General features: G+C 55.9%; 17 protein-coding genes. 13 read left to right on the top strand and 4 right to left on the bottom strand.

All coding sequences use genetic code 11. The features are described 5' to 3' along the window. Positions 1-295: 295 nt before the first annotated feature. The 7 genes from purM to LG297_RS06630 all read left to right on the top strand — a co-directional run bounded on the left by purM (position 296) and on the right by LG297_RS06630 (position 6,946). Complete coding sequence (gene purM, locus LG297_RS06660) at positions 296-1,369, top strand: phosphoribosylformylglycinamidine cyclo-ligase (protein ID WP_404426141.1); 1,074 nt, start codon at positions 296-298, stop codon at positions 1,367-1,369. After that, positions 1,357-2,031, top strand: a complete 675-nt coding sequence (gene purN, locus LG297_RS06655) for a phosphoribosylglycinamide formyltransferase (protein WP_404426140.1) — start codon at positions 1,357-1,359, stop codon at positions 2,029-2,031. The genes purM and purN overlap by 13 nt, the downstream gene beginning before the upstream one ends. Positions 2,032-2,468: 437 nt before the next feature. Continuing rightward, the gene (locus tag LG297_RS06650; RefSeq protein ID WP_404426139.1) at positions 2,469-4,121 is read left to right on the top strand and encodes an arylsulfatase; all 1,653 of its coding nucleotides are present in this window, start codon (positions 2,469-2,471) and stop codon (positions 4,119-4,121) included. 80 nt (positions 4,122-4,201) lie between these two features. Then, positions 4,202-5,200, top strand: coding sequence for an HAD family hydrolase (locus LG297_RS06645; protein ID WP_404426138.1), 999 nt, complete (start codon positions 4,202-4,204; stop codon positions 5,198-5,200). A gap of 88 nt (positions 5,201-5,288) precedes the next feature. Further along, the gene (locus LG297_RS06640; RefSeq protein ID WP_404426137.1) at positions 5,289-6,272 is read left to right on the top strand and encodes a formylglycine-generating enzyme family protein; all 984 of its coding nucleotides are present in this window, start codon (positions 5,289-5,291) and stop codon (positions 6,270-6,272) included. Between the two features lie 89 nt (positions 6,273-6,361). Continuing rightward, positions 6,362-6,721, top strand: a complete 360-nt coding sequence (locus tag LG297_RS06635; protein ID WP_404426136.1) for a hypothetical protein — start codon at positions 6,362-6,364, stop codon at positions 6,719-6,721. Positions 6,722-6,817: 96 nt separating this feature from the next. Then, complete coding sequence (locus LG297_RS06630) at positions 6,818-6,946, top strand: aa3-type cytochrome c oxidase subunit IV (RefSeq protein ID WP_404426135.1); 129 nt, start codon at positions 6,818-6,820, stop codon at positions 6,944-6,946. A gap of 77 nt (positions 6,947-7,023) precedes the next feature. Here LG297_RS06630 and LG297_RS06625 read toward each other — a convergent pair whose 3' ends face one another. After that, entirely contained in the window at positions 7,024-7,899 is an 876-nt protein-coding gene (locus LG297_RS06625; RefSeq protein WP_404426134.1) for an AraC family transcriptional regulator N-terminal domain-containing protein, read from the bottom strand. 146 nt (positions 7,900-8,045) lie between these two features. Between LG297_RS06625 and LG297_RS06620 the strand changes: the two genes are divergently transcribed. The 5 genes from LG297_RS06620 (at position 8,046) to LG297_RS06600 (ending at position 13,165) form a co-directional block, all read left to right on the top strand. Beyond that, positions 8,046-8,789, top strand: a complete 744-nt coding sequence (locus LG297_RS06620) for an SDR family NAD(P)-dependent oxidoreductase (RefSeq protein WP_404426133.1) — start codon at positions 8,046-8,048, stop codon at positions 8,787-8,789. A gap of 24 nt (positions 8,790-8,813) precedes the next feature. Then, entirely contained in the window at positions 8,814-9,215 is a 402-nt protein-coding gene (locus tag LG297_RS06615) for a VOC family protein (RefSeq protein ID WP_404426132.1), read from the top strand. After that, positions 9,212-10,630, top strand: a complete 1,419-nt coding sequence (locus LG297_RS06610; RefSeq protein ID WP_404426131.1) for a saccharopine dehydrogenase NADP-binding domain-containing protein — start codon at positions 9,212-9,214, stop codon at positions 10,628-10,630. Before LG297_RS06615 ends, LG297_RS06610 begins: the two co-directional genes overlap by 4 nt. 127 nt (positions 10,631-10,757) lie before the next feature. Beyond that, positions 10,758-10,892: an aa3-type cytochrome c oxidase subunit IV gene (locus LG297_RS06605; protein WP_404426130.1), complete on the top strand. Its 135-nt coding sequence runs from the start codon at positions 10,758-10,760 to the stop codon at positions 10,890-10,892. A gap of 221 nt (positions 10,893-11,113) precedes the next feature. After that, complete coding sequence (locus LG297_RS06600) at positions 11,114-13,165, top strand: methyl-accepting chemotaxis protein (RefSeq protein WP_404426129.1); 2,052 nt, start codon at positions 11,114-11,116, stop codon at positions 13,163-13,165. A 119-nt stretch (positions 13,166-13,284) separates the two neighbouring features. On the opposite strand, the gene ndk is transcribed toward LG297_RS06600, so the two are convergent. After that, positions 13,285-13,707, bottom strand: coding sequence for a nucleoside-diphosphate kinase (gene ndk, locus LG297_RS06595; protein WP_007091418.1), 423 nt, complete (start codon positions 13,705-13,707; stop codon positions 13,285-13,287). Between the two features lie 376 nt (positions 13,708-14,083). On the opposite strand from ndk, the gene LG297_RS06590 reads away from it, so the two are divergent. Continuing rightward, entirely contained in the window at positions 14,084-15,994 is a 1,911-nt protein-coding gene (locus LG297_RS06590) for an ABC-F family ATP-binding cassette domain-containing protein (RefSeq protein ID WP_404426128.1), read from the top strand. 30 nt (positions 15,995-16,024) lie between these two features. Here the strand turns inward: LG297_RS06590 and LG297_RS06585 are convergent, their stop codons facing one another. Beyond that, positions 16,025-16,777, bottom strand: a complete 753-nt coding sequence (locus tag LG297_RS06585) for an SDR family NAD(P)-dependent oxidoreductase (protein ID WP_404426127.1) — start codon at positions 16,775-16,777, stop codon at positions 16,025-16,027. A gap of 97 nt (positions 16,778-16,874) precedes the next feature. Next, positions 16,875-17,276 (bottom strand): MerR family DNA-binding transcriptional regulator, encoded by a 402-nt coding sequence (locus LG297_RS06580; protein WP_404426126.1) that lies wholly within the window; start codon positions 17,274-17,276, stop codon positions 16,875-16,877. Positions 17,277-17,387: the final 111 nt, after the last annotated feature.

Genomic DNA, 17,387 nt, shown 5'->3' with positions numbered 1-17,387 from the left:
CGAGTGAAGCATTCTGGAAAGAAAACTCTCCCATGCGCAGCTGATCATTGCATATTGCCCGCGTTTGAGTATTTTCGGCCCTGCGGAAATTATCAAGCCCGCGTTTTTTATCAGCACGACGCATATGCGTGGTTATCTATCTGATTAAAGGCGTCAGTATGGCGATATTTCCCGGGTATTTGGTGCGCCAACCCCGGAACATCGCGCAAATGACAATTTGAAGTCGGTTCGTACTGATGAAAAACGCGGGTTGCCCGCTTTGTTTTATCCATGCGCTTAAGCCGAGGATCACCCAATGACCGCCTCCAACGGCCTTACCTATAAGGACTCCGGTGTCGATATCGACGCTGGCAACGCCCTTGTCGATGCAATCAAACCGCTGGCCAAAGCAACCAGCAGAACCGGCGTTACCGGTGGTTTGGGGGGATTCGGCGCCTTGTTCGACCTCAAAGCCGCCGGTTATAACGACCCGGTTCTGGTTTCCTGCACCGATGGTGTCGGCACCAAGCTTAAAGTCGCCTTTCTGGCCGACAAACACGATACTGTTGGCATCGACCTTGTCGCCATGAGCGTCAATGACCTTGTGGTGCAGGGCGCGGAACCGCTTCTGTTCCTTGATTATTTTGCCACCGGCAAACTTGCCGTTGAAAAGGCAACCGATGTTGTCGCCGGCATTGCCGAGGGTTGCAAACAGGCAGGATGCGCTTTGATTGGCGGGGAAACAGCCGAAATGCCGGGCATGTATTCGGATGGCGAATATGATCTGGCCGGTTTTGCGGTCGGGGCGGCGGAACGCGGTGAGTTGCTGGACGGTTCCAACGTTGCCGAGGGCGATGTGATCCTTGGCCTGGCATCCAGCGGTGTGCATTCCAACGGTTATTCGCTGGTGCGCAAGGTTGTCGAGCTTGCCGGTCTTGGTTACGCCGACGATGCCCCGTTTGCACCGGGCAAGAATGTTGGCGAGGCGCTGCTTGAGCCGACCAAAATCTATGTCAAAAGCTGCCTTGCCGCGCACAAGGCCGGTCTGGTCAAGGCGCTTGCCCACATTACCGGTGGCGGCCTGACCGAGAACGTCCCGCGCGTTCTGCCGGAAAACCTGACGGCGGTGTTTGACGCCAGCACGTGGGAATTCCTGCCGATCTTCAAATGGCTGTCCAAACAGGGCGGCATTCCGTCGGTTGAAATGGCGCGAACCTTTAACTGCGGCATTGGCATGTGCGTTGTGGTTCCGGCCGACAAGGCCGATGAGGCCGAAGCATTGCTGCGCGAACACGGCGAAACCGTCAGCCAGATCGGTGTGATCGGGCCGCGTGCCGGTGATGGCCCGCAGGTCATCATCAAGAACATGGCTGCTGCATGGGAAAAGTAACGCCGCTAAAGCTCGCGGTTCTGGTTTCGGGCGGCGGGTCGAACCTTCAGGCGATCATCGATGCCTGCAAATCTGCCGACTATCCGGCGGAAATCGTTCTGGTGTTTTCCAATCAGCCTGACGCTGGCGGGCTTGAACGGGCGCGCCGTGCCGGTATCCGGGCCGAGGCGATATCGCACAAGGGGTTTGAAGGCGGTCGCGAGGCCTATGACAGCACGGTCAGCGGCCTGATTGAAGAATCCGGTGCCGATCTTGTGGTGCTGGCCGGTTATCTGCGTCTGGTCAGCGAGAGTTTCGTTACCCGCTGGCAGGGGCGTCTGATCAATATCCATCCGTCGCTTTTGCCGAGTTTCAAGGGCCTGCATGTCCATCAGGCTGCCCTTGATGCCGGGGTCAAATATTCCGGCTGTACGGTGCATTATGTGGTGCCCGAAGTCGACAGCGGCCCGATCATCGCGCAGGCCGTGGTGCCGGTCCTGCCCGGCGATGATGCGGGCAAACTGGCGCAACGTATCCTGAAACAGGAACACCGCATCTATCCGCAGGTGATCCGCTGGATCGCCGAAGGCCGCGTTTCGACCAATGATGCGGGAATTGTTACGGTTGCGGATGCGAATGCACCGGATTTCGCGCAAATCAATCCGGTGCTGGAACCGAACTGACTGCGCCCGTGGCGGGCGATCCGCAGATGGTTTATGGGGTGAACGAAAGTTCGCCCCTTTTTCTTTGGGCCGATATCGACACGCTCAGCATGAATACCCGTATCGGCTGCAACAAGATCATCGACTACAAATTATCGTTTACATCTTGCCAAGCTATTGTTGCAACCCAATAATCAATTATGGGTTTCCCCTCAACTCAATCTAAAAGAGCAAACAGTCCGGCGTCTTCGAAACTGCTTCCCGTCTTCACGAAGATTGGTGAAGGATGATGCAACCTTCTGTTGCGGCATCGAACGCTAGAAACCGGACACAAACAACGCCAGCGAACACCAGACGATGGCAAAAAAATCGAGCGGGAAATTCAAAGCTTCCTAAAAGGGAGCACGAGCACAGGGAGGCTTTGCCGCCCCGTTTCTAACGGACGAAAAGGGAGCTAGATGGCTATGCAATCGAAAATCATAGCAGGACTTATGGCCGCAGGTCTTGCCTGCACCACCCTGCCGGGCTTGTCATTTGCACAAAATGCGCAAAAACCGAACATCCTCTTTATTGTCTCGGACGATACCGGTTACGGCGATACCGGTCCATATCTGGGCGGCGAAGCCCGCGGCATGCCGACACCCAATATCGACAAACTGGCCGACGAAGGCATGATGTTCACATCCTTCTACGCCCAGCCAAGCTGCACACCGGGCCGGGCAGCCATGCAGACCGGTCGTATCCCAAACCGTTCAGGCATGACGACGGTGGCCTTTCAGGGACAGGGTGGCGGCCTTCCGGCAGCCGAATGGACGCTGGCCTCGGTGCTTAAAACCGGCGGTTACGATACCTATTTCACCGGTAAATGGCACCTGGGTGAAGACGACTATGCCCTTCCCAATGCCCAAGGCTACGACGTGATGAAATATGTCGGCCTTTACCACCTTAACGCTTACACCTACGCCGATCCGACCTGGTTCCCCGACATGCCCGACGATCTTCGCAAGATGTTTACCGAGGTGACAAAGGGTTCGCTTTCGGGCAAGGCTGGTGAAAAACCGACCGAAGATTTCAAAATCAACGGCCAGTATGTCGACACCCCGGACGAGGGTGTTGTCGGCATTCCCTATTTTGACGGCTATGTTGAAAAAGCCTCCATCGAGTTCCTGGAAGAAGCGGCAAAAAAACCCGACACCCCCTTCTTCATCAATGTCAACTTCATGAAGGTCCACCAGCCGAGTATGCCGCATCCCGATTTCGAACATAAATCGATTTCCAAATCGAAATATGCGGACTCTGTCGTCGAACTTGATGCCCGTATCGGAAACATCGTCAACAAGCTCGACGAGCTGGGGCTTAAGGATAAAACCATCGTCTTCTGGACGACCGATAATGGCGCATGGCAGGACGTTTACCCGGATGCGGGCTATACCCCGTTCCGCGGCACCAAGGGCACTGTTCGTGAAGGCGGCAACCGCGTCCCGGCCATTGTCCGCTGGCCCGGCCATGTCGAACCTGACACCAAAAGTGCCGCTATTGTCGGCGGTCTTGATCTGATGGCAACATTTGCATCCGTTGCTGGCATCGAACTGCCCAAAAATGACCGCGAAGGCGAACCGATCATCTTTGACAGCTACGACATGACCCCGGTCTGGGAAGGCAGCGGCTCATCGGAACGCGAAGCATGGTTCTATTTCACCGAAAACGAACTGACCCCGGGTGCGGCCCGCGTCGGTCACTACAAGGCTGTCTTCAACCTGCGTGGTGATAACGGTGTTGCCACCGGCGGCCTTGCGGTCGACACCAATCTTGGCTGGAAAGGCCCGGAAAGCTACGTCGCGGCTGTTCCGCAGATTTTTGATATTCTTCAGGATCCGCAGGAACGCTACGATATGTTCATGAACAATTTCACGGAACGCACCTGGTATCTGCCGGTGGTCAATCAGGAAGTGTCGGAACTGATGCAGACCTACATCAAGTACCCGCCGCGCAAGGCACAAAGCGAAGTCTATAACGGGCCGATCACACTCAGCCAGTATCAGCGCTTCAACTATGTGCGCGAATCCCTTGCAAAAGAAGGGTTCAATATCGGCCTTCCAAGCGGAAACTGATCCAGCAAAACCGAATGACCGCCCCGTTACAAAGCGGGGCGGTCATCACCGTGAAAATTGTTCCTGAAAGGACTTATCCCATGCGGTTCAAGTCAGTCTTTCATGTGTTCGGGGCCTGCCTCGTCACCGCCTGCCTGTCCGTTACCGGTGCGTTGGCACAGTCCGATCCGCTTCCTTCTTGGAATGACGGGGCAACAAAACAGGCAATTGTCGATTTCGTGACAGCCGTAACCACCGATGGTGGCACGGACTATGTCGCACCAGCCGACCGGATCGCAACGTTTGACAATGACGGCACCCTCTGGAGCGAGCAGCCGATGTATGTGCAGCTTGCCTTTGCGCTTGATCGCGTCAAACAGATGGCCCCCGACCACCCGGAATGGAAGGACACCGAACCCTATAAATCGGTCCTTGCCGGGGATATCAAGGGGCTTGCCGCAAGCGGTGAAAAGGGCGTGGTCGAACTGGTTGCCGTCACCCATGCCGGGATGACCAGCGATGAATTCACCAAAATCGCATCCGACTGGATCGCGACCGCAAAGCATCCAAAAACCGGCAAACTTTATACCGATATGGTCTATCAGCCGATGCTTGAACTGGTTGACTATCTTCATAGCAACGCCTTCAAAGTCTTCATCGTTTCGGGCGGCGGTATCGAGTTTATGCGCCCGTGGACAGAAAAAGTGTATGGCATTCCGTCTGAGCGGGTCGTCGGCTCGTCGATCAAAACCGAATACAAGGTCATTGACGGTGAACCGGTCATTGAACGCCTGCCTGCCGTCGACTTCATCGATGACAAGGAAGGCAAGCCAATTGGCATTCTGGGCCATATCGGCAAACGCCCGATTGCCGCTTTCGGCAATTCGGACGGCGATTTTCAGATGCTGCAATGGACGACTTCCGGGGACGGAAAACGGTTTGGCCTTATTATCCATCATGATGACAGTGACCGCGAAGTTGCCTATGACCGCAAATCGGTATTTGGCAAACTAGACAGGGCGCTCGACGAAGGCCCCGGAATGGGCTGGACAATCGTCAGCATGAAGAACGACTGGAAGCAAGTCTATCCCGGCCCATAAGCCGCGACAGGAAAAACCGTCGGCCCCGCAATTCTCGGAACCGGTCAGAAGTGCCGGTTCGAAAACATATCCTCTGGGAGCATACCCGTTGAAAAGACTCTATGCAGGTTCTGCACTGGCTGCTGTGTGTATACTGGGTACGGTAGCCATCTGGTTTTTCGGCAAGGACGACAGTTTTGTGCGCCTTGAAGGCGGCACCTTCAAGATGGGATCGGATCGCCACTATCAGGAAGAACGCGCTGTCCATCAGGTAACGGTCGGATCGTTTCAAATCAAAAAGACCGAGGTGACAAACGCCGAATTCGCCGAGTTCGTCGCTGAAACAAATTACGTCACCACCGCCGAAAACGACCTTGATCCGCAAAAATATCCGGGTGTGCCCGCCTACCTGCTACAGGCCGGCTCCATGGTCTTTGCCCAGCCGCCAAACCCGGCCGACAGCCGCGATTTTCGCAAATGGTGGCGTTACGTGGCCGGGGCGAACTGGCGTCATCCGCTTGGCTCCGAAAGCACGATTGACGGCCTTGAAAACCACCCCGTGGTTCAGATATCCCCCGAAGACGCAGCGGCCTATGCCAAATGGGCCGGTGGCCGCCTTCCAACCGAAGCGGAATGGGAATTTGCCGCGCGCGGTGGCCTTGATGGTGCCGATTACAGTTGGGGTGAAGGATACGATCCGTCCCAGGGCTGGAAAGCCAATACCTGGCAGGGTGAGTTTCCCAATACCGACACCGAAGATGACGGCTATCACGGTACCGCCCCAGTCGGATCGTTCGCCCCCAATGCCTATGGTCTTCTTGATATGGCGGGCAATGTCTGGGAACATGTGTCCGACTGGTGGGTACCGTTTCACCCCGCCGGAACGCAAGACAACCCGCAAGGTCCACCCAAGGCAATTGCCGCCACCTTTGCCGATCCTTCTTTCGGCCCTATGCATGTGGTAAAGGGTGGGTCGTGGCTCTGCGCCCCGTCCTATTGCCTGCGGTACCGTCCTGCCGCCCGCCAGCAGGCCGAAACCAGTCTCAGCACAAATCATATCGGTTTCAGAATTGTCAAAGATGTCCGTCAATAACCCGATGAAGGCGCATCAGCCATATTCCATCCGCATTTTGTTGTTTTGAATGCATTGCCCTGTTAACAGCATCAAAGACACCCGACACAATGCGGATCGCCCCAACACTCCTTGTCCTTGGCTTTATTGCATTTGCCCCGGCAACTTCGCACGCGAACGAAGCCCCGCCCGAACCCCTGAGCTGGCGCGAGAAAAAATGTGCCATGTATCAGGATATCCGCGCCGAAGTACTGCAATACATCCCCGCCGATGAAATCGGTCAGGACTTCCTTGACGCGGAAGAAAACTATATCGCAGGCGGATGTCGCGGGCGTGCCTATGCCTGCCCCGAAACCGTATCGCAACTTCAATATGCCGATGCCATGTCGCTGCGTGTGATGAGCGGCGGCATATCGGGGACTTTCCTGCCCTATGGCTGCGAAAGCGGAACGGCAACCACACCGGAATGATTCGCCAAGGGAGTGATATTAGCGGTTAATCTGCGTCTTGCGTTGCAACAACTTCACGGCTATACACTGGAGAAATTCCAAACGCAGGAGGCTGATTTGCAGGGTAAAGACTACGAACTCACCGACACCCACGTCACGATCTATAACGGTTACACCACCTTCATGAAGTGGGGCACCCTTTCGGTCATCGGTTTGCTGATCGTGATGGCGGCCTTCCTGATCTGATCGCAGGATCGCACGGCCTGAAAATCCAAAGCTGCCGAACCCGGCAGCTTTTTTTTGGCCGATAACCTGCCCCTGCACTAGGAATGAGTGTCCCGAAGCCGGGCGATATCGCGTGACGGCGGCAGACCGAAAAAGCGCGCATATTCGCGGCTGAACTGTGTCACGCTTTCATAACCCACGCTAAATGAAACACTGGTCGCATTGCCCGCGCCGGAAATCAGCATGGATCGCGCCTGAAGAAGGCGCATGCGCTTTTGATACTGAAGCGGGCTTAGTGCCGTTACCGCTTTGAAATGCCGGTGAAATGCCGAGACGCTCATCGCCGCCATTCCGGCCAAAGAATCAATACTCAGCCGTTCGGCAAAATTTTCGCGCAGCCACTGGATGGTCACGGCAATACGCGACAAGGCCGTATCAGGCATCGCAATATCGCGAAGCATCCAGCCAAGCGGCCCCTGCAAGACCCGAAAAAGAATTTCGCGCTCATATGCGGGCGCAAGTGCGGCTATTTCGTCGGGTTTATCCATCAGCCGCAGCATGCGAAGCCAGGCATCAAGCAATTCTGCCGTAACCGGTGCGACGGAAAAACCGGAACGATGAAGACCACTATCGGCAGGAACAGGCAAATCTGCGAGGAAATCCGCCACAACTGGCGGCGACAATGTCAGACTTATCGCAAGATAGGGTTCACCCTTTGCCGAGGAATGCACAGAACCGACCACAGGCAAGTCAACAGACATCACGAAATAAGTAGCCGGATCGTATTGGTAGGTTCGATCCCCGACTGTCATTGTTTTGGAACCGCACAGGATCAGGTTAATCATCGGTTCGTAGACAGCCGAAAGTTGGTGTTCCGGAATTTCACCCTGCACCATGGCGACCCGCGGAATACCTGTTTCGGTTCTTCGGTTTTCCGCCCGTGCGGCAAGCTGTCTGAGTTCTGTAAGCTGCATGTCCATCGCCGGACTTTAGCCACAAGGAATGACCGCGAACAAGATAAAAGCAGAAATAGGCAAGTTCCAGACAGGAACGGGTGAGCAGGCGCGACGGCTCCGTCATATGGTGTTTCTGCCAATCAAGACAAACCAGGGAGCCAATTATGAAGATTATTATCATCACCGGTGGAAGCCGAGGGATCGGGGCCGCAACCGCAACGGCCTGTGCAATGGCCGGATTGGGCGTGGTTCTTACCTATAACACCAATCCGCAAAAGGCCCAGGCCGTGGTTGATCTTATCCATGAAAAAGGCGGCAAAGCCATCACCCTCCCGCTTGATGTATCCAACAGCGCCACCTTCCCGGCCTTCCGTGACGCTGTCTCAAGCACACTGGCGGCAAACTGGGGCCGCACCGATTTCGATTATCTGGTCAATAATGCCGGTTACGGCCTCTATAACCTTATGGAAACCGTCACCGAAGAACAATTCGACGGACTGTTCCGCGTCCATCTGAAAGGTCCGTTCTTCCTGACCCAGACCTTGCTGCCCCTGATGACGGATGGCGGACATATCATCAATGTCACCAGTGCCACGTCGCGTGTCGCAACAGCCGGCGTTGCACCCTATGCCAGTTTCAAGGCCGCGCTTGAAACCCTGACCCGCTATCAGGCGAAAGAATTTGGCAACAGAGCTATTCGCGCAAATGCCGTTGCCCCCGGCCCGATCCGTACCGAACTGGGCGGTGGTCTGAACGAAGAATTCGAAACGCTGCTGTCCGGACAGACATCACTGGGCCGCGTTGGCGAACCCGAAGACGTCGGCGAAGCAATCGCCAGCCTGCTTTCGGCGCAGAACCGTTGGGTCAATGCACAAACCATCGAGATCAGCGGCGGCTACATGATCTGATCACCGTAAGGGATATCAATCGACATGCTTGACCACATTTTTCTAACTGTTTCGGACATGGCACGTTCCATCGCCTTTTATGAAGCGGTCCTGCCTGTACTCGGCATCACGGTGCGTCACAATTATGACGGAAAAGACGGCCCGGCAGGCCATCCCGATCTGAAAGGTTTCGGTGCCAACGGCCGTATCTTCTTCTGGCTTCGCCAAGGGGAGCCTTCCGAGGGGGCCCTCCATATAGGTTTCGTCGCGAATTCGACGGCAGAGGTCAATGCCGCCTTTGCCGCCGCTCTCGAAGCCGGTGCGACAGAGATACATTCCCCTGCACCGCAATTGCATTACGACCCTCGCTATTATGCCGCGCAGGTTCGCGACCCCGATGGATACAGTCTCGAATTCGTCTACAAGAACTGGCAACACGCATCATGAAACACCTGATGATCTATGGCGCTTCCGGTTATACGGGGCGGTTGACGGCAAAGGCAGCACTTTCTCTGGGACTTCCGCTGCTGCTTGCGGGACGTAGCGGGGAACCGCTCGATATACTTGCCAAAGAAATTGACGTCGCCAAACGGGTATTTGCCCTTGAAGATCCTACCGTCCTCGACACAGAACTGGCTGATTGTGCGGTGCTTTTGAACTGTGCCGGACCATATTTGCATACGGCAGAACCGCTGATGCATGCCGCCATTCGCAACGGCGTGCATTATCTTGATGTTGCCGCAGAGCTAGACAGTTATCGTCTTGCAGAACAGCTTGATGCATCTGCAGCGGCTGCAGGTGTAATGTTATTGCCCGGAAGCGGCGGCAGCGTCGCGATGCTGGGATCACTTGCGGGGCACGTGATCAAAGGCATGAAAAATCCCCGGAAGATTGCCATCGCGTTGCATGTTTCAGGCACAATGTCGCGCGGCTCGGCAATCAGTGCTGCCGAAAACATGACAGCCGAAACGCTGGTTCGCAAAGATGGCAAACTCCTGCCCCGATCATCTAGTCATGTACAAATGTTCGATTTCGGGAACGGGCCGGTATCGGGGATACCCGTGACATTGCCCGACCTCATTACCCTGTGGCAAACGACACGGATTCCCGACATCGAAACCTATGTCCATGTTTCGGGCGATGCCTTCCCGAATGGCGATCTTGCCACCCTGCCCGACGGTCCGTCGGAAACCGAACGACAGGCAAACCGATATCATGCCGCGGTCGAGATCACGGACGGCGATGGCTCCGTCCGTCGGGCGCGCCTCGATACGATCAATGGCTATTCTTTCACCCCGCTCGCCGCCGCCCAAGCCGCCAGACGCGTCCTGGCAGGCGAAGCCAAACCGGGCTTTCAGACACCGCTCGGATTGTTTGGCAGTGATTTCGCCGAAACGATTGCCGACACCCGCATCATCGATATCCAGGGTCGACATCAAAAGGAACGTGTCATGTTTTTGGACCACATCGAATTTGCCGTGACAAATGCCAACACATCCAGACGCTTTTATGAAAGCGCGCTGGGATCCCTTGGCGTCGAGTGTGTTATCAGCCAAAATGCCACCCAAACCCGGTCGGGCGGAACACGTCATGGCCTCGGCGCAGACGGCTATCCCAGACTATGGATTCATGACGACCAGCCTGTGAACAGCCCGATACATATTGCATTTTCGGTTCCCGAAAGAGCCATTGTCGATGCGTTTTATGCCGCCGCCCTTGCCGCAGGCGGCAAGGACAATGGTTCCCCCGGAATTCGAAACAACTATCACACCAATTATTATGCCGCTTTCGTGCTGGACCCGGACGGTAACAATGTTGAATGTGTTTGCCAGACAAATGACGGCAAAATGCAAACCGGTTGATCGCGCGCCCGGACAAACCAAATGCGTCATTTTCCAAATACAAATACACCCCTGAAATGTGTTACGCTGCATTTGGCCTTTCCCGCAAAGGGTCATGCCGCACCTGTAACAATTCAGGGAGGATACCATGCAAGGAAGCGATTACGACGACCGCCTGGTGCAGGACCATGAACACACCTGGCACGGCTTTGTTAAATTCATCATCTGGAATCTTGTTTCCATCGCCGTCCTTCTGATTCTGATGGCAGCATTCCTCGTTTAGGCTGATATCTGACATCGGGGAAGCATGTGACAGCCGCATTCATGATCGCGACGTCCATTCCTCTCCGGTGTCTCCTCCCTCCCGGTGCAACCGGTTTCCCGCTCCTGTAAGCCCGCACGTCAAGTCATGATCTATTGAAAAAGATCATCACGGCCCCATCTGCATCCCCACCAGCTTGGAACAGTTCAAGACCATTCGAAACCTCTGGTGGAGATTTCCTGATGATCAACAAGCTCAAAATTCGCACGCGCCTGCTTTTTGCCTTTGGCATGATGGCTCTTGTGACAGCGACCACCGGGGCTGCGGGTATTTTCTTTGCCAACGATATCGGTTCCGAAAGCGAACATGTGGCGGTCAATCTCGCACCACTGGGCGATGCCGCCATGGAAATCAAACTGTCGGCAACAAGCGCCCATCTGATTTTCGAGGAAATCATGGCCGGGGATAGCGGCGAAGACATTAACGAAGTCTGGGCCCTGCTTGACGAAAGCCGATGGTATGCCAATGCCATTCTGAATGGCGGCACCAATGACGAAGGCACATTTGTCGCCAGTCAAAACCCCGAAGTTCGCGAAAAAATGCAAAGCGTTCAGGACGCGATCGGGCAGTTCGTCCAAAGTGCCGAACAACGTTACGCCATGCTTGTCGGCAAGGAAGGCGTTGGCACCGGAGCCGATCAGGAATTCGATGCCCTTTACGAAAATCTGCAAACCAATCTGTCATCCCTGCTGCCTGCCATCCGACAAAGCGGCAATGCCGGAACAATTCCCGCGATAGAGGCCGTCGGCAATGCCAAGTTCCGGCTTGCCAATGGCCACCTGTTTCTTGAAGAACTCCTGAGCGGCGATGACGCAGTCAATTTTGAGGATGTCGCTGCCGATTTCAAATCTGCTGCCGATGATCTTGCCAAAATCGACATCGCACCGGTCACAAGCCAGATTACCCCGCTGATTGCCGATATCGGGAAACTGGCCACCACCGCGCGGTCCCGCGTTGACAGTACCGTCGGCAGCCTTGCGGCAGGCAGTCAAGCCGATCAGGATTTCGATGCCAGCTTCACCGCCTTCATCACCCTTGCCGACGAGGCCGAAAGCATCATCCATGACGACATGGATACCGGCGTGACGACAATGCGAAACGAGGTGGCTTCGTCACGCATCACCATGATCACCATCACCGGCGTCGGTTTTGCACTGGCAATTTTATTCACCTTCTGGGCCCGCAAAAGTGTTTCCGACAAAGTCACCATCCTTGCCGGTCACATGGAAGAACTTGCTGGCAACAAGCTTGACATCACCATCCCCTATGACGATACCAGCGATGAAATCGGCGATATGGCCCGCTCGGTCAAAGTCTTCCAGACCAACATGATCGCAAGCGAAAAACTGACCCAGGAAAAAGAACGCGAACAGGCGGAACGCAACCGCGTCAACCAGCAACGCGAAGCCGCCATCAAGGAATTCAACAACGAAATCGCCCAGCTGATTTCCGCCTTGTCATCATCGGTTTCCCGGATCGGCGACACGTCAAACGCCGTCACCCTTTCGGCGAACCAGAACGCCGGCAAGGCAGACGATGTTGCCAGTGCCTCGTCCAACGCCAACCGGGATGTGCAAACTGTTGCGTCTGCCGCCGAAGAACTCAGCGCGTCCATTCAGGAAATCCTCGGACAGGCCAGTTCTTCCTCGGAAATATCCCGTCAGGCCGTAGAACAGGCACAGCATACCAACGAACTGGTCGAAGGACTGGCGTCTTCTGCCACGCAGATCGGTGAGGTTCTGGGGCTGATTTCCGACATTGCCGATCAGACCAACCTTCTGGCCCTGAATGCCACCATTGAAGCCGCCCGCGCAGGCGAAGCGGGCAAAGGCTTTGCCGTCGTCGCGTCCGAGGTCAAGAATCTTGCCAACCAGACCGCGCGCGCCACCGATGAAATCAGCTCCCAGATCGGCGGCATTCAGCAGGCAACCCGGAACGCCGTTGATGCCATTCAGGAAATTTCGCGGATTATCAGCTCCATGAGCGAAGTTTCCTCGGCCATTGCATCGGCAATGGAGGAACAGGGTGCCGCCACACAGGAAATCGCATCAAGCGTTGTCAGCGCATCGCGCGGCACGACCGAGGCATCGGAAAGATCCGTTGAAATCAAAACCATTGCCAACGACAGCCAGCACCATGCACGCGAACTGGCCGAGGCCGCCCGTGAAATGACAAATTCGTCGCAATCCCTGCGAAGCTCGGTCGATCATTTCCTTGCGAAAGTCCGCAACTAGCTGATGCGGAATGATTTTAAGGCATAAAAGAACGCCCCGCATCTGCGGGGCGTTCTTTATCCGGCGAACCGGAAACCGTATCTCTGATCGCTTAGCCGACAATATCGGAAGCGACAGCCTTAACCAACGATGTCGGTCTGGGCGAAGAAATAGGAAATTTCGATTGCAGCATTTTCGAGCGAGTCCGAACCGTGGACCGAGTTCGCTTCGATGGATTCTGCAAACTGTTTGCGAATGGTGCCTTCCTCGGCATTGGCCGGGTTGGTAGCGCCCATTACTTCGCGGTATTTGGCAACTGCGTTTTCGCCTTCCAGCGCCTGGACGACGACCGGGCCGGAAACCATGAAGTCCACGAGTTCGCCAAAGAACGAACGTTCCTTGTGAACAGCGTAGAAGCCTTCGGCCTGTGCACGGGTCAGAGCGACACGCTTCTGCGCGACGATGCGAAGGCCTGCGTCTTCGATGACGGCATTGATTTTGCCCGTCAGGTTGCGGCGCGTTGCGTCCGGCTTGATGATCGAAAGAGTGCGTTCGATAGCCATTGGTTTCACCTAGCTACTTGTAAAAATTCGTTACCCCCAAGAAGGGACTGCGGAAGATAAAAAAGCCGACGACAAGGCTTCCTTATCATCCGCAGACCCTAAGGTTGGCGCTATATAAACGCCCTTGGTTCGCAACGCAACACATAGTTCGGTCCGCGCAATTCAGACCTGCGCCCCTTGCATCGGGGGTTGAAGAGGTGTGAAAAGCCGCCAAATCCTGTGAAACTGCGCGCCTTGCCGACAAATCACGCACGCCTTTTGTCCTGCTGGCCCTGTGATCGAGTGCTCATGACAGTTTCAAGAATCCTTGCGTCACGGCCCTCCCTGCCCTATTGAAAGCACAGATTTTCAAACGATTCCCGAACGCGGACCCGAAATGCTGCAAATTACCGACCTGACCTACCGCATTGGCGGCCGTATGATCCTTGATCACGTTACCCTGACCGTACCCGACGGGTACAAACTGGGCCTGATCGGACGTAACGGGGCTGGCAAATCCACGCTGTTGAAACTGATTTCCGGGGAAATCGCATCGGATGGCGGCGATGTATCGCTGTCTAACCGCACCCGCATGGGTGTGGTATCGCAGGAAGCCCCGGCAGGGTCACGATCCCTGCTTGATACGGTTCTGGATGCCGATACCGAACGTGCCGCCCTGCTGCATGAAGCCGAAAACGTTACCGATCCGAACCGGATCGCCGATATCTATACGCGGCTTGCCGATATCGATGCCCACACCGCCGAGGCGCGCGCAGCATCAATCCTGTCGGGGCTTGGTTTCGATGCCGAAGCCCAGCAACGCCCGTGTGATGATTTTTCCGGCGGCTGGCGGATGCGTGTGGCACTGGCGGCAACCCTGTTCCTGCAACCCGACCTGCTGCTGCTTGACGAGCCGACCAACCACCTTGATCTTGAAGCCACCATCTGGCTTGAAAACTATCTGATCAACTATCCCGGCACGATCATCCTGATCAGTCACGACCGCGATCTTCTGAACAAGGCGGTCAAACATATTGCCCATCTGAGCGATGGCAAGGTGACGATGTATGGCGGCAATTACGACAAGTTCGCCAAAACGCGCCGCGAACAGATGGAACTGGCGTCCAAGCATTACGAAAAACAGGTCGCCCAGCAAAAACACATCCAGTCCTTCATCGACCGGTTCCGCGCCAAGGCCAGCAAGGCCAAACAGGCGCAAAGCCGTATCAAGATGCTGGAAAAAATGGGACCGGCGATTGCCGTTGTCGAAGACCGCAGCATCACATTCGACTTCCCGAGCCCCAAGGAACTGCCGCCGCCGCTGATCAATATCCATAACGGCGATGTCGGATATGAACCCGGCAAACCGGTTTTGCGCAATATCAGCCTGCGCATTGATATGGATGACCGCATCGCGCTTCTGGGGGCCAACGGTAACGGCAAATCGACACTGGCAAAGCTGCTTGCCAACCGGCTTGAACTGATGGCGGGGGAAAAGGTTGCGTCGGGCAAACTGCGCATCGGTTATTTTGCACAGCACCAGACCGATGAGCTTCGCCCCGATGAAACCCCGTATCAGCATATGGCAGCCCTGATGCCTGATGTGATCGAACATAAGGTCCGTGCCCAGCTTGGCCGCTTTGCATTCGAGGGCCAGAAAGGCGACACCAAGGTCAAGGACCTTTCGGGTGGGGAAAAGGCGCGCCTGCTGTTTGCGTTGATGACGCTTGATGCGCCGCATATGCTGATCCTTGACGAACCGACCAACCATCTTGATATCGACAGCCGCGATGCGCTGAACCATGCGCTTAACGCCTATGAAGGTGCGGTGATCATCATCAGCCACGATCCCTATCTGATCGAAGCCTGTGCGGATCGGCTGATTCTGGTGGCCGATGGTGCGGTCACGGCCTTTGACGGCGACGTTGCCGAATATCGCCAGTATCTGCTGAACCGGGCGCGTGATGAACGCCGCGCGGACAAGGCAGAAGCCAACGAAAACGGCGAACCGGCCAAACCCGAAGACAAGGGCAACCGCAAGGCGCTCCGTCAACAGGCTGCCGAAAAGCGCAAGGCCGCCGCCCCCATCAAGCGCGAGATTGAAAATCTTGAAAAGCAGATGGAAAAGCTGACGGCGCGCCGTGACAAAATCAAGGACGAGATGGCCGATCCGGCCCTTTACGAGGCCGATAACGCGACCAGACTGACCACCCTGCAAAAAGACCTTGGCAAGATCGAAAACGAACTGGCCGAGATCGAAACCCGCTGGATGGAAAAGCAGGAAGAATACGAACAGAAGGTGGCGTAACCCGCCGCCTTCTGCCCGAATATCCCGCCCCTACCGGATCACAAGCCCGCCATCCACGCCAAACACCTGCCCGGTGATCCATGTGTGTGCCGGGTCCAGCAAATGCACGATTGACGGTGCCACATCCTCGGGCACGCCGCGCCGCCCCATCGGGATGGTTTCACTTTCCTGCTGTTTGACGGCGGCCTCCTGCTCGGCGGTCAGTTTCATCCGCTCGCGCAGAAATGCCGTTTCAACCGGCCCCGGTGCCACCGCATTGACCCGGATGCCCTTTGGCGCCAGTTCAAGCGCCCAGCACCGCGTCAGATGCTCGATCGCGGCCTTGCTGGCCCCGTAAAGGCCAAGATGGGCGGCGGCCTTGCTGCCGAATGTGCTCGACAGATTGACAATCGCACCCTTGCTTTGCGCCAGATACGGCAATGAAGCCGCCGCCAGAAGAACCGGCGCGCTGACATTGATGGTAAAAAGTTCGGCAATCCCGGACTGCGTTGCGCCTTCCAATGGCTGTACCACGCCACCGCCGGCATTATTTACCAGCCCGTCCAACCGGCCCCAGCGATCAATCGCGGTTTTTACGGTCCGCTCCGGCGCATCGGGTTCGGTCGCATCAATCACCAGCCCCGAAATCCCCGGCATCTCGCGCTCTGCCGCACGAAGCGGTTCCTCGCGCCGTCCGGTAATCAGGACATTGGCCCCGGATTGCGCCAGCAACCGTGCGGTTGCCAGTCCGATCCCCGCACCACCGCCGGTAATGATAAAAGCCTTTTTGGCAAATCTGCTCATGACAGTTCCTTGTGTTTGAAAATGGAAACTGTCCAATCCTGCCCCCCTGCCCCTAGTGTCAGGGTCAAGCGCAATTTATGCCAAAACGCACTGTGCCTTACGCTACCTGTTTTCTCCCGTCCTCCGCACGCAGGCTTTCAACCGCCGTTTTTCCGAAATTCGCAATCGCATGGCGCAACCGGTCGCGGCGCGTGTTCAAAACCGCAATCAGACCCTCGATTTCGGTCAGTTTTTCCAGATGCTGCTCATAGCCCAGCGGGCAGCTTTCCCGGTCGAAATTCGCCTGATCGACATAACAGGGCAGGAATTGCGCAATCTCGCGCGTGGCAAAGCCGCAACTTAAAAACAGGCGGATATATTGCACCCGTTCCGCACTATCGGCGCGAAACACCCGATATCCGTTTTCCGCACGCCGCGACGCCAGCAATCCCTGCTTTTCGTAATGGCGCAACGCCCGCACACTTACACCGGTTGCTTTCGCAAGTTCTCCGATCTGCATGGCACCTGATCCCTTGGCTGAATTTCATTTCTGCCGGAAAAAATGGGGTAAACCGCGCCAAACGCAATGCCCGACCCCGATAATCCCCCTGCCATCAAGTCGCCGAATTCT

Source organism: Thalassospira australica (genome assembly GCF_044790785.1).
Lineage (GTDB): Bacteria > Pseudomonadota > Alphaproteobacteria > Rhodospirillales > Thalassospiraceae > Thalassospira > Thalassospira australica_A.
This window is presented reverse-complemented; position numbering and strand designations above follow the sequence as displayed.

Excerpts from the sequence above, each read along its gene's own strand:
- purM (WP_404426141.1), top strand. The coding sequence starts at position 296 with ATGACCGCCTCCAACGGCCTTACCTATAAGGACTCCGGTGTCGATATC.
- purN (WP_404426140.1), top strand. The coding sequence starts at position 1,357 with ATGGGAAAAGTAACGCCGCTAAAGCTCGCGGTTCTGGTTTCGGGCGGC.
- LG297_RS06650 (WP_404426139.1), top strand. The coding sequence starts at position 2,469 with ATGGCTATGCAATCGAAAATCATAGCAGGACTTATGGCCGCAGGTCTT.
- LG297_RS06645 (WP_404426138.1), top strand. The coding sequence starts at position 4,202 with ATGCGGTTCAAGTCAGTCTTTCATGTGTTCGGGGCCTGCCTCGTCACC.
- LG297_RS06635 (WP_404426136.1), top strand. The coding sequence starts at position 6,362 with ATGCGGATCGCCCCAACACTCCTTGTCCTTGGCTTTATTGCATTTGCC.
- LG297_RS06625 (WP_404426134.1), bottom strand. The coding sequence starts at position 7,899 with ATGCAGCTTACAGAACTCAGACAGCTTGCCGCACGGGCGGAAAACCGA.
- LG297_RS06620 (WP_404426133.1), top strand. The coding sequence starts at position 8,046 with ATGAAGATTATTATCATCACCGGTGGAAGCCGAGGGATCGGGGCCGCA.
- LG297_RS06615 (WP_404426132.1), top strand. The coding sequence starts at position 8,814 with ATGCTTGACCACATTTTTCTAACTGTTTCGGACATGGCACGTTCCATC.
- LG297_RS06610 (WP_404426131.1), top strand. The coding sequence starts at position 9,212 with ATGAAACACCTGATGATCTATGGCGCTTCCGGTTATACGGGGCGGTTG.
- LG297_RS06605 (WP_404426130.1), top strand. The coding sequence starts at position 10,758 with ATGCAAGGAAGCGATTACGACGACCGCCTGGTGCAGGACCATGAACAC.
- LG297_RS06600 (WP_404426129.1), top strand. The coding sequence starts at position 11,114 with ATGATCAACAAGCTCAAAATTCGCACGCGCCTGCTTTTTGCCTTTGGC.
- ndk (WP_007091418.1), bottom strand. The coding sequence starts at position 13,707 with ATGGCTATCGAACGCACTCTTTCGATCATCAAGCCGGACGCAACGCGC.
- LG297_RS06590 (WP_404426128.1), top strand. The coding sequence starts at position 14,084 with ATGCTGCAAATTACCGACCTGACCTACCGCATTGGCGGCCGTATGATC.
- LG297_RS06585 (WP_404426127.1), bottom strand. The coding sequence starts at position 16,777 with ATGAGCAGATTTGCCAAAAAGGCTTTTATCATTACCGGCGGTGGTGCG.
- LG297_RS06580 (WP_404426126.1), bottom strand. The coding sequence starts at position 17,276 with ATGCAGATCGGAGAACTTGCGAAAGCAACCGGTGTAAGTGTGCGGGCG.